The organism is Algibacter pectinivorans (genome assembly GCF_900112595.1).
GTDB classification, from domain to species: Bacteria; Bacteroidota; Bacteroidia; order Flavobacteriales; family Flavobacteriaceae; genus Algibacter_B; species Algibacter_B pectinivorans.
In genome coordinates, this window is the sequence record NZ_FOMI01000001.1 from 545,066 (window position 1) to 557,825 (window position 12,760).

Consider the following 12,760-nt stretch of genomic DNA (forward strand, 5'->3'; position numbering starts at 1 on the left):
AAGGTTAATTAATTTAAGCTATCCACATCTACAGGTACTTCGCTATCCACAGGGATATCGGCATCCGTTCTCAAGGTATCTTCAGGCTCTTCATCGCCATAAAAATGATTAAAAGACCTTAAGTAATTATTAAAAATATCGCCTTCGGTTTCAGCAAATTCAATATCATATCTAATTAACACATCAACCAAGCCTTTATAACGCTGTATATCGGTATAAATTTCCTCAAATAAACGTTCCTGTTTATCCACTTTTAAACTGCTGTAATACGATAAGTTTTCTTGGTATTTATTAGCCACTTCTTTAAACAAACGTTGGGCTTTTTCTTTGTTACCAACTTCGTAATACGCTCCAATAAAAGGTTCTAAAAGCGTGTAATAACCAAAGTATTCTACAGGCATGTTTTCCATGGCTATATCTGCTATTTCTTCAGCTTTATCTAATTTCTTTTCGTTAATTAACTGTTCAGATAAACGGGCTAAATTCCCTCTATAAGTAATAGAGTTTTTACGCGTTTCCACATCATGATAAATATCTGGACTACCGCTATTACCCCAATCCCAGTTCTTAACTTTCTCGTACATTAAATCGCTATCTACACGCCCCATATCAAACGGATTAGCTCTATCTACAGGCGTTTTAATTGGCACTAACTTGTAGCACATACCATCTAATTGCAGGTAATCTTTCATCCAAATATAATCGTCGTCTCCAAAACTACCGCCAGTAAAGTAAATAGGGCGTTTCCAATCGTTATTGGCAACAATATCTAGCATTAACAAACGGTTTTTATAAAGTGCTCCACCGGAAACCTTAATATTAATTTCGGGTACAATTTTATCGGCATCTTCAGGCTTTACAATACCAGATTTTAAAGCGTTTTCTTTATTTACAGGAATACGTAAATATGGCGTTGGTAAATATGTAGCGTTAGCATCTTGCTCTCTTACATTCGATAAATCGACACCACGCTGTTGCAATACATACTTGTATTTAGTTTTTGGGTTATCGCTACCTACAAAATCTAAAAACTGCTTAACATTTAAGGTATCATTAATAACCTGCTGAATAATGATATAATCGTTAGTGCCGTACTTATATAACTCGTGTGTTAATTGCGAAGGTATAGGGTCGCTCTCGTAAGCCTTACGCTTCATTTGGTCTATGTACCAATCGGTTTGAAATAAACTGGTATTAACCACACGAACGTCGGTTCTATACCCTTCAATTTCTTGTGCGTACCACAATGCGAACGTATCGTTATCGCCAATGGTAAATAGTATACCATTTTCGGCACAAGAATCTAAATACATTTTTGCCATAGCTCTGGCTGTGTATTTATCGGATCTATCATGGTCGTCCCAATTGTTTGCAACCAAAATACCAGGAACTAACAATAAACAAACCACTGTAATTATTGGAGCTGCTAATGTTTTAGGTATATACGTTTTAAGGGCATCGTAAATAGCATATACTCCAAAACCAATCCATAAAGCAAACACATAAAACGATCCTACTACCGAGTAGTCGCGCTCTCTAGGTTCAAAAGGTCGTACGTTGGTATATACTTGAATAGCAATTCCTGTAAACAAGAAAAACACAAGCATAACCCAAAATAATTTTTTGTCTTTATTAAATAAAAAGAAGAACCCAATAAGCCCTAAAATTAAAGGCAATAAGTAATAGGTATTTCTAGCTTTATTATTTTTAACATCGCTAGGCAAATTGTCTTGAGACATGCCTAAATGCCATTCGTCAATAGGTTTTATACCCGAAATCCAGTTGCCGTGGTTATCATATCGTCCTTGAATATCATCTTGTCTACCAGAGAAATTCCACATAAAATAACGCCAGTACATATACCCCAATTGATATTCAAAAAGGTAAGCAATATTACTCGCTAACGATGGTTTTTCAATATCGATATAATCTTTAAATTGCTTTAAAAAATTATTATAATCTTCATAATCAATAGCACCTTGTGCGACATCATTTCTAAACTTTGCCACAGCCGAACGGAGCTCGTTTTCCATTCGGTATTCTGGTTTTAAATTAAAATCTAAAAACCCAGAAAACATCATGTAATTTTCGGCATGCTCAGAACTCCACATACGTGGTAAAATAGAAGCATGTTTAGAGTTGTAATTCTGCTTTGCGTTTTTCCAGTTATTTACAACAACGTACTTTCCTTTTTCTTCGTCTTTTTCATATTTAGGTTTATCATCCACATACGGATTGTTTTCATCTAAATACGCATATTGATCGGTAAACTGAGGCCCATAAAACAAGTGTGTTTCTGGATACTGCTCTAAATTATAATAGGCTAATAACTCTCTGGCACTAGACGGATTATTCTCGTTAATTACCACGTTAGCATTAGCACGAATAGGCAACATTAACCAGGTAGAAAACCCAATAATAACAAAGGTTAAACAAAGTACAGCTGTATTTAAGTGCACATAATTTTTTTGACGTGTATATTTTAACGCATAAAAAATAATAGCCACCAAAGCAATTCCTGCAATTATAGAACCCGAATTAAAAGGCAAACCAATGGTGTTTACAAAAAACACTTCCATGGCACTAAAAATTCTAAGAATGTTAGGCGCTAATAATTTAAATACAAACAGTAAAACACCCACCGAGGCGACGTTTGCAATTATAAAATTTTGAATGGTTATGGTTTTATAATTTTTAAAGTAATAAATAAGTCCTAGTGCTGGTATGGTTAATAGTCCCATAAAGTGCACCCCAAAAGAAAGCCCGATAACAAAGGCTATTAAAATAAGCCAACGGTTACCACGAGGTTTATCCATGTCTTGCTCCCAACGTAAACCTAACCAGAATAAAACCGACATAATTAAAGTGGCCATGGCATACACTTCGGTTTCGGCAGCATTAAACCAAAACGAATCTGTAAAAGCAAAAGCTAAACTACCTACCAATCCGCTACCTAAAATAGCCATAGATTTACCTTGAGACATATCATTTTTCCCAGCAACTAAATGTTTTAGCAGCAGCGTAATAGTCCAAAACATAAAAAGAATAGTAAAAGCACTAGCAATGGCACTCATCATGTTCATCATAAAACCAACTTGCGAAGGCTCTAAAGCAAACATAGAGAAAAACGCTCCTAGCATTTGAAATAAAGGTGCTCCCGGTGGATGACCAACCTGTAATTTTGCCGAGGTTAATATATACTCGCCAGCATCCCAAAAACTTACGGTAGGTTCAACGGTTAAACTGTAAGTTATAAGCGCTATTAAAAAAGAAATCCAACCTAAAATGGTATTCCATTTTTTATAGTTTGCATCTGCCATTTGTATGTGTTTTTATTTGCTTTGGCGAATTTAACAATAAATATGAAATGAGCGGTAACTATTTAGTTTGTCTTAACATATAAGCCGGATACTATACGCTTTAAAAAAACATTGAATTTTGATAAAAATTTTTAATAAAAAGCTTGTACAAAGTATTTTTTATATTAAATTTGCACCCTCATTACACGAATGGCCTATGGTGTAACTGGCAACACGTTGGTTTTTGGTACCAAAGAGTCCAGGTTCGAGCCCTGGTGGGCCAACATTAATTTAAAACCCTTACTTTTTAAGTAAGGGTTTTTTTATTTTAAAAGGAATTATCTAAATATTCGTCGCTTTTATCGATATTAATTTCTGCCCACAAAGGCAAATGATCGCTTACTTGAAAGGTATTCCACGGAGAATTCAAATAAAAATCGGTAAGCTCTTCGGTTTTTAAAGCCACTAAATTTTTGGTGTAGGTTTGTGTTTCTTTAGCCTTTTCTAATTGACGTTCTATTCTTTTTCGTCGTGTTTTAGAGATGGTATCTAGCGCCAATTCTGCCTCAATACCTTCAATTTTAATTTTCAACTTTTCAATATCGTCTTTAAAGGCAGCCTTATTGCGTGTAATATAATTTACAACATCTGTTTTAAACAACGGAAATTGTTCTTCGGTGTATATATAATTGAAGAAATTAAATATTCTATCGGTATTATTATGATCTCTCCCTGTTGATCGGTTTGAATCTTTCCAATCAAAATCTAAATTAGAGGTTTTATAATATGAAATTTGATCGTAAAATTTAGTACGATCCTTATTTGAGCCTTTTCTGTTTTTTATAGTCTCAAAACCATATTTAGCAAGTGCATCGTAGGTTACATTGTTTTCGTTTACAATATTAAAATCGCCAACAATAAAGTAATTATAAGGATTAAACCATTTTGTACTAGGGTCTTTTTTAGTGCCTTCTTTTTCGGCATTTTCGCTAATTAACTTAGCTACTTTATCAATTTCCTCAACGCGTCTTTTAAAATGATTTGATTTTTCGCTATCCTTACCGTAATAAATATGTACCGTAGTTACTTTAAACTTAAACCATCCTGCTTGAAAAGAACACTTAAACGGCGTTCTAGCAAATTGCCGTTCAATAACGCCGTCGTTATTTCTAATTAACATGTTTTGAGGCAACACCAGCTCGCCTGCCACACCATTAAATTTAACCGTACGTTTATCGTAAATAAAACCTAGCCTCTCGTTGTTTCCTCCACTTTTCCAAGCTGCAACATCGGTAAGAATATATTCATACTCATCACCAAGCATACGCATAACTTTTTGTAACGGTGCCAAATCATCATTAATTTCTTGAATTGCCAATACATCAAACCTAGATATAATTTCGGCTATATAAACAAAATCATCTTCTTTTCTAGGCCCGAATTTTTTGCTATTGCAATCGAACTCTCTAATATTCCAAGAGCCAAAAATTAAGGTTTCATTTAATCGTCTTTCGGGAATTTTAGTGTCTAAACCGCGACGCAATTCTTTTAAAAGGGTGACACAACGTAGAATGTATTCCTTTTTTTTAAAATATTTAATTCTGTAATATTCCATTTTTAATTGATTTAATATAGAAAACCATTAATCAATTTTAGGAAGAAATTATGTTTGAAAACATTTTTTATAGAAAAAAATATTTTCAAACTACGATACAGCAAAAAACACCACTTTAACTAAAAACATTATAATTTACAAATCCTTGGTTTTTGCTAAACCTTTGTCTCTTTTAAATATAGCACTACGATTTTTAGGCATAGTTTCATAAATAAGTTCTTCGCTTCCATCGGTATACAGCGCTGAGACTATTAACGTATTTTTCCTACCTGTATAACTTTTAACATCCAATTTGTTTCTTTTTATTAACCCGTTTTTGCGGCTCTCGGTAAATACATTATATTTTGATATACTAGTTCCATTTATAGAAGCCACAACCCGGTAATATTTAAGAGTTCTTTTTTCTATTTCTTTAGTATCTTCTATTTCCTCTGTTTTAACGATAGCTTCAGTAGGCTCTATATCCTCTTTAAAATTATCATTTACTACTTTTAATTTTAACACTACTATATCGCCATTTGTATAAACCATTACTGTATACATCCCTGACTCCATTTTATTTAAGTCTACGGCAATATTATTTGAATAATTATCAAAGGTGGTACGCTTAAAAGTAGATTTATTATATAAAAACAATTTAGTTATAACATAGTCTGGGTGAGAAATACTCAAAGTATTGTCGACTATACTTTGTTCTAAATTAAAATCATTTCCTGTGTTAGGATACAATTTACTTTGTGCTTTTAAACTTAAAGAGCTAATGAGAATAATAATTAATACTTTTTTCATAACTTAAAAATTTAAGATCAAACTCTTTTACTGTAAAGGCTTATGTTACAACTACTGTAAGACATCATTAATCAATTATTTTTCACAATAAATTGTGACATATAAACTATACTAAACTAAAACTGTTTTATTAACTTAATATAGACTTTTAATACAACACCATAAACCTACAATTCATAAAAGCACAGCAAAAGCAGATGTGATTTTTTGTAATATTTAGATGTCAAATATAAATAATATCGATTTTAGAAGAAAGTTCCCAATGGGTTTAAATTTTTTTTTTAGATGAAACGTTATTTATTAAGATTAACAACCTATAAATCCATAGCCTTTATACTTTCTATTCTGTTTCTTTCTAAAAAGGCATCTATAGTTTCGAAGTGCTCAATAACGCGTTGGTCTTTAAATTCAAAAACTTTATTGGATAACCCCTGTAAAAAATCGCGATCGTGAGACACTAATACTAAGGTGCCGTCAAAATCTATTAAGGCTTCTTTTAACACATCTTTAGATTTCAAGTCTAAATGATTGGTAGGTTCATCTAAAATAAGCAAATTAACGGGTTCTAATAATAACTTTACCATAGCTAATCTTGTTTTTTCTCCTCCAGAAAGCACACCTACTTTTTTATCGATAGCCTCTCCTTTAAACATAAATCGACCTAAAATATTTTTTAATTGTTTTCTAATATCACCTTGTGCTATTTCATCGACAGTTTGAAAAACAGTTAAATTTTCATCTAGTAGTGCTGCCTGATTTTGCGCAAAATAACCAACCTTAACATTGTGCCCTAAGACGCATTCACCTTCAACTTCAATCTCATTTAATATGGCTTTAATCATTGTAGATTTTCCTTCACCATTTCTTCCAACAAAACACACTTTTTCGCCTCTAGATATAGACATACTAGCATTTTTAAATACTACATGACTACCGTAAGATTTAGATATTTCTTTAACTGTAATTGGATAATCCCCTGAACGTTGTGTTTTTGGGAATCGTAATTTTAAAGCGGAAGTGTCTATATCGTCAATTTCAATAATCTCTAATTTTTCAAGCATACGCTCTCTAGAGTTTACTTGGTTGGTTTTAGAAAATGTACCTTTAAAACGATCTATAAACGCTTGATTATCGGCAATAAATTTTTTCTGTTCTTCAAAAGCTTTTATTTGGTGTGCGCGCCGCTCTTCTCGTAATTGTAAATAATGCGAGTAGTTTGCTTTATAATCGTAAATTCTACCCATAGTAACTTCAATAGTTCTATTAGTAATATTATCAATAAATGCTCTATCATGAGAAATCACAACAACGGCATTAGCCTTATTAAGTAAAAAATCTTCTAACCAAATAACCGATTCTATATCAATATGGTTTGTTGGTTCATCTAATAAAATAAGATCCGGCTTTTGTAGTAAAATTTTAACCAATTCGATACGCATACGCCATCCGCCACTAAACTCATTGGTTTGTCTTGTAAAATCTTCTTGTTTAAAACCTAAACCTTTTAAAGCTTTTTCTACTTCGGCATCGTAATTAACATCTTCAAGTGCATAATATTTTTCTCCTAAATCTGAAACACGCTCAATAATTTTCATGTACTCATCCGACTCGTAATCGGTACGGGTTTCTAACTGCTTATTTAAGTCCTCCATCTCGTTACGTAATTTAAAAACATGACTAAAAGCCTTTGAAGCTTCATCAAAAACCGTAGTATTATCCTCTGTTAACAAGTGCTGTGGTAAATATGCAATTACGGCCTCTTTAGGACACCTTACATGACCTCGCGTAGCATTTTGCACACCAGCAATAATTTTCATCATGGTAGATTTTCCTGCGCCATTTTTACCCATAAGGGCAATTTTATCATTTTCATTAATGGTGAAAGATACATCACTAAATAAGGTATGCCCACTAAACTCTACTACTAAATTATCTATAGAAATCATATTATTTGTATAAGAAAACACAAAACTAACAAAAGAGAATCATTAGAAAACATAATAATTTCAAAAATAAATATTGAAACACTTACCTATTAAACCACTAATAATCAAACCGTAAAAAAACAACTAACAATAAAACATAAAATCTTAAATAATTAATAATACAAATTTTGTAATGACTATGTTTTAAAAGCGTCTTAATGGGCTAAATAAAAAAACTACGTTATGAAATTTAGATTACTAATTACATGTATTACAGTACTAACCTTGGTTGTACAAAACACACAAGCACAAATTAATCCTGATGGATTTTTTAACAAAAAAGGCGAAGCTAATATTTCGTTATCTTACACTTATGAAAGTTTCGAGAAATTCTATTTAGGATTAGACGAAGTAGATGGTGTACCTGCGCATAGTGAAATTGATCAAAACATTTATAATATTTATGCTAACTATGGTATAACAGATAATATTACTGCTATTGTAAATTTACCATATATAAAAGCAACAGGTAACGGAGCAGCAGACCCTGTAAATGGATCGACAGAACAATCAGATTTACAAGACATAAGCGTATTAGTTAAATGGGCACCTTTTGTATCTAGCCATAAACATGGTACCACCACTGGAGTTATAGCAATAGGAGGGTCTTACGCCTTTGATTACGAACCTAATGGTATACTATCTATAGGAAACGGAGCCTCGTCTTTTGACACTAAACTAGGTTTACAATACAATAATAATTCTGGCTTTTTTGGAAATGCATTTGTTGGATACTCTATTAGAGGAGAAGCCGATAATAATTTAGGTTTAGGTACTGGCGCTAAATTTGATGTTCCAAATAGCGTTAACGCACAAATAAAATTAGGGTATGCAGGAAAATCTTTCTATGCCGATGCTTGGTTCGATGCTCAAAAAACCAATGGAGGTCTAGACATAAACTCACCCGATTTTGCTGGAAATTTCCCTGAAACTAAAGTAAATTACTCTAGAATAGGATTAAACCTTTACGCTCCTGTTACTAAAAACATTGGTGTAAGCCTAGGTTCTGGTACGGTTGTTAGTGGAAGAAACACTGGAAAAGGTACTTATTATACTGGTGGCCTTACTATAGGCTTAGGAAAATAAAACAACAATCTAATTCAATAAAAAAAGCTAAGTAAAACCTATTTACTTAGCTTTTTTTATTGACAATTACCAATTACACCCTAAAGCATTAAATATCAATACTTTTAATTTTCCAAAAAGAATACAGCACACTATTTGGTAATCAAATATTTAATCGTAAATTTGCAAACTCTTTTTGAAAGAGGAATGTTTAATAATTAAAAAATCAATAGTGTGGACACATTAAGCTACAAAACGATTTCGGCCAACAAAGCTACTGCTACTAAAGAGTGGGTTTTAGTTGATGCTGAAGGTCAAGCGCTTGGTCGTTTAGCTTCTAAAGTTGCAAAACTAATTAGAGGAAAACACAAGCCAAATTTCACACCTCATGTTGATTGTGGAGATAACGTAATTGTTATTAACGCAGAGAAAATCACATTATCCGGAAACAAATGGACTGACAAGTCATACATTCGTCACACCGGATACCCAGGAGGTCAAAAAAGTTTAACTGCTACAGAATTGTACGGAAAAGATCCTGCAAGAGTAGTAGAAAAAGCGGTTAAAGGTATGTTACCTAAAAACAAATTAGGAGCAGCTTTATTTCGCAATTTAACAGTTGTTGTTGGAACAGAGCATGCACATGCAGCTCAAAAGCCAAAAGCAATAAATCTAGAAGAATTTAAATAACATGGAAGTAATTCACAAAATTGGCCGTAGAAAAACGGCTGTTGCGCGCGCTTATGTTTCTCCAGGAAAAGGAAACATTACAATCAATAAAAAAGACTTAGCTAACTATTTTACTACTGCTACTTTACAGTACAAAGTAAAACAACCTTTAGCTTTGACTAACAATGACGCCAACTTTGATATTACAGTAAATGTATATGGAGGTGGTATTACTGGACAAGCAGAAGCTGTTCGTTTAGCAATTTCTCGTGCAATGTGCGAAGTTGATGCTGAAAACAGATTAATCTTAAAGCCAGAAGGTTTATTAACAAGAGATCCAAGAATGGTTGAACGTAAGAAATTCGGTCAGAAGAAAGCTCGTAAGAAGTTTCAATTCTCGAAACGTTAATATCCTGGACTTGGTTCAGGATCTGTATTACAGATTCCTTTATCATTTTCAAACTATAAAAATAAATTAAAACAGTTATTGTTGTCCGAGTCTGAAAAGGCAGGATTTAGTTTAGCATCTAAATGGTTAAGGCGATTTATAAAATGACCACTTAATCATTGCTATTCAACAGAACGTAAACTATTACAAAATGGCAGTAGAAGTAAAAGAATTACTTGAAGCAGGTGTGCACTTTGGACACCTTACACGTAAGTGGGACCCTAATATGGCACCTTACGTATATATGGAGCGTAACGGCATCCATATTATAAACCTTTACAAAACAGCGGCTAAAATTGAAGAAGCCGGAGCAGCACTTGCAAAAATTGCAGCTTCTGGACGTAAAATTTTATTCGTTGCAACAAAAAAACAAGCAAAAGATATTGTTGCTGAAAAAGCTGGCGAAATTAACATGCCTTACATCACTGAAAGATGGCCAGGTGGAATGTTAACTAACTTTGTTACTATTAGAAAAGCGGTTAAAAAAATGGCTTCTATTGATAGAATGAAGAAAGACGGCACATTCATGACATTATCTAAAAAAGAGCGTTTACAAGTTGATCGTTTAAGAGCTAAGTTAGAGAAAAACTTAGGTTCTATTACAGATATGACGCGTTTACCAGGTGCTTTATTTGTTGTAGATATTAAGCGTGAGCATATCGCGATTAAAGAAGCTCAAAAATTAAACATTCCTATTTTTGCAATGGTTGATACCAACTCTGACCCACGTCAAGTTGATTATGTAATTCCTGCAAATGATGATGCTTCTAAATCGATTGATAAAATCTTAACGCATGTTGCAGCAGCAGTATCTGGTGGATTAGCAGAGCGTAAAGCAGAAAAAGACGCTTCGGCATCGGCCAAAGACGCTCCTAAAGCTAAAGCAGCTCCAGCTAAAAAAGCAGTAGCTGAAGAAGAAGAATAAATAACATTAATACAACATAATTAAGTCGTTTAATTCTTTTCTTTATAGAAAATTATATTGAACGACTTTTTTAAATTATAACTACTATGAGTACTACAGTAAAAGTTACAGCCCAAGAGGTTAATAAATTAAGACAAGCAACTGGTGCAGGTATGATGGATTGCAAAAAAGCTTTAGTAGAAGCTGAAGGTAATTTTGATAAAGCCATTGAAGTGCTTCGTAAAAAAGGACAAAAAGTAGCTGAAAAAAGAGCCGATAGAGATTCTTCTGAAGGTGCAGCTGTTTCTAAAATTAATGCAGACCAAACTGAAGGTGTTGCTATTGTTTTAGGTTGTGAAACTGATTTTGTTGGTAAAAACGAAAACTTTTTAGCATTAGCAAACCAATTAGCTGATATTGCTTTAAACACAAGCTCTAAAGAGGAGTTTTTAGCTGCCGATTTTGGAGGTATGACTGTTGCAGAAAAACTAGTTGAACAAACTGGTGTTGTTGGTGAGAAATTAGAAATCAACGCTTTTGAGAAATTAGAAGCTGCTTATGTTGGTACTTACGTTCACATTAACAAAATTGCTGCTTTAGTTGGATTAACTGCTAAAGTTGATAACGCCGATGTTTTAGTTAAAGATGTAGCAATGCAAGTTGCTTCAATGGGTGCTACTTCATTATCTTATAAAGACTTTGATCCTGCATTCGTAGCATCGGAAACTGAAGCTAGAATTGCAGTTATTGAAAAAGATAATATTGAATTAGGACGTTTAGGTAAAACACTTAAAAACGTACCTAAGTATATTTCTATGGCTCAATTAACTCCTGAAGTTATTGCTGAAGCTGAAGAGGCTGCAAAAGCAGAATTAAAAGCTGAAGGTAAACCAGAACAAATCTGGGATAGAATTTTACCAGGAAAAATGGAACGTTTTATTTCTGATAATACAACTTTAGATCAAGAGCAATGCCTTTTAGACCAAAAGTTTATTAAAGACGAAAAGAAAACTGTTGCCGATTATGTATCTTCTTATGGAGATGTTCAAATTTCAGGTTTCAAACGTGCTTCTGTAGGATAAACGATTTCGCGAAAGCGCAAAAATATAAATAGCAAAACCACTATTCTTTATTAAGAGTAGTGGTTTTTTTATTCCAAAAAACGCGTTTTATATAAATTCAAAAAATAAAAAAAATGTGTAGCTTTGCCAAAGTTCTAAATCGAAATACTAATAACCGATGAAATACAACAGAATACTTCTAAAATTATCTGGCGAAGCTTTAATGGGAGAACGCCAATACGGCATAGACCCAGATCGTTTAGCAGAATATGCGCAAGACATAAAAACCATTACCGATAAAGGCATTGAAGTTGCCATAGTTATTGGAGGTGGTAATATTTTTAGAGGTGTTGCTGGAGCAAGTAAAGGTATGGATCGTGTTCAAGGCGACCACATGGGTATGTTAGCCACTGTTATTAACGGACTTGCATTACAAGGTGCCTTAGAAGATGCCGATATACCAACAAGACTGCAAACCGCCATTAAGATAAACGAAGTTGCCGAACCTTTTATTAGAAGAAAAGCCATGCGCCACCTAGAAAAAGGACGTGTAGTTATTTTTGGAGGTGGAACAGGAAATCCTTATTTTACTACAGATTCTGCAGCAGTTTTAAGAGCTATAGAAATTGAAGCCGATGTTATTTTAAAAGGCACTCGTGTTGATGGTATTTATAATGCCGACCCAGAAAAAGATACAACTGCCGTAAAGTTTAACTCAATTTCTTTTGATGATGTGTTAAGAAAAGGTTTAAAAGTTATGGATACTACAGCATTTACCTTAAGTCAAGAAAACAAATTACCAATAATTGTTTTTGATATGAATAAAAAAGGAAATTTACTTAAAGTAGTTTCTGGCGAAAATATAGGAACAGTTGTAAACGTGTAGTTTTTGGCGTAATTTTTGAACCATTATATATAATTTGAA

General features: G+C 33.2%; 10 protein-coding genes and 1 tRNA gene. 7 read left to right on the forward strand and 4 right to left on the reverse strand.

Annotated elements, in window-relative coordinates; all coding sequences use genetic code 11:
• Positions 1 to 8: 8 nt before the first annotated feature.
• A complete protein-coding gene (locus tag BMY96_RS02495; protein ID WP_092848616.1) occupies positions 9 to 3,320 on the reverse strand; it encodes a glycosyltransferase family 117 protein in 3,312 nt (1,103 codons plus the stop codon).
• 190 nt (positions 3,321 to 3,510) lie between these two features.
• Here BMY96_RS02495 and BMY96_RS02500 point away from each other — a divergent pair.
• Positions 3,511 to 3,583, forward strand: a tRNA-Gln gene (locus tag BMY96_RS02500).
• A 44-nt stretch (positions 3,584 to 3,627) separates the two neighbouring features.
• On the opposite strand, the gene BMY96_RS02505 is transcribed toward BMY96_RS02500, so the two are convergent.
• The 3 genes from BMY96_RS02505 to BMY96_RS02515 all read right to left on the reverse strand — a co-directional run bounded on the left by BMY96_RS02505 (position 3,628) and on the right by BMY96_RS02515 (position 7,649).
• Complete coding sequence (locus BMY96_RS02505; protein ID WP_092848619.1) at positions 3,628 to 4,914, reverse strand: endonuclease/exonuclease/phosphatase family protein; 1,287 nt, start codon at positions 4,912 to 4,914, stop codon at positions 3,628 to 3,630.
• 135 nt (positions 4,915 to 5,049) lie between these two features.
• Positions 5,050 to 5,703: a hypothetical protein gene (locus BMY96_RS02510; protein WP_092848622.1), complete on the reverse strand. Its 654-nt coding sequence runs from the start codon at positions 5,701 to 5,703 to the stop codon at positions 5,050 to 5,052.
• 314 nt (positions 5,704 to 6,017) lie between these two features.
• A complete protein-coding gene (locus BMY96_RS02515) occupies positions 6,018 to 7,649 on the reverse strand; it encodes an ABC-F family ATP-binding cassette domain-containing protein (RefSeq protein WP_092848625.1) in 1,632 nt (543 codons plus the stop codon).
• A gap of 222 nt (positions 7,650 to 7,871) precedes the next feature.
• Here BMY96_RS02515 and BMY96_RS02520 point away from each other — a divergent pair, with 222 nt between their 5' ends.
• From BMY96_RS02520 to pyrH, 6 genes are all read left to right on the forward strand, one after another.
• A complete protein-coding gene (locus tag BMY96_RS02520) occupies positions 7,872 to 8,774 on the forward strand; it encodes a hypothetical protein (protein WP_092848627.1) in 903 nt (300 codons plus the stop codon).
• A gap of 213 nt (positions 8,775 to 8,987) precedes the next feature.
• The gene (gene rplM / locus BMY96_RS02525) at positions 8,988 to 9,443 is read left to right on the forward strand and encodes a 50S ribosomal protein L13 (RefSeq protein ID WP_092848629.1); all 456 of its coding nucleotides are present in this window, start codon (positions 8,988 to 8,990) and stop codon (positions 9,441 to 9,443) included.
• 1 nt (position 9,444) lies between these two features.
• Positions 9,445 to 9,831 (forward strand): 30S ribosomal protein S9, encoded by a 387-nt coding sequence (gene rpsI, locus BMY96_RS02530; protein WP_092848631.1) that lies wholly within the window; start codon positions 9,445 to 9,447, stop codon positions 9,829 to 9,831.
• A 190-nt stretch (positions 9,832 to 10,021) separates the two neighbouring features.
• Complete coding sequence (gene rpsB, locus BMY96_RS02535; protein ID WP_092848633.1) at positions 10,022 to 10,795, forward strand: 30S ribosomal protein S2; 774 nt, start codon at positions 10,022 to 10,024, stop codon at positions 10,793 to 10,795.
• Positions 10,796 to 10,881: 86 nt separating this feature from the next.
• Positions 10,882 to 11,856: a translation elongation factor Ts gene (gene tsf, locus BMY96_RS02540; RefSeq protein ID WP_092848636.1), complete on the forward strand. Its 975-nt coding sequence runs from the start codon at positions 10,882 to 10,884 to the stop codon at positions 11,854 to 11,856.
• 157 nt (positions 11,857 to 12,013) lie between these two features.
• Complete coding sequence (pyrH, locus tag BMY96_RS02545; RefSeq protein ID WP_092848639.1) at positions 12,014 to 12,721, forward strand: UMP kinase; 708 nt, start codon at positions 12,014 to 12,016, stop codon at positions 12,719 to 12,721.
• The last annotated feature ends 39 nt before the right edge of the window (positions 12,722 to 12,760 follow it).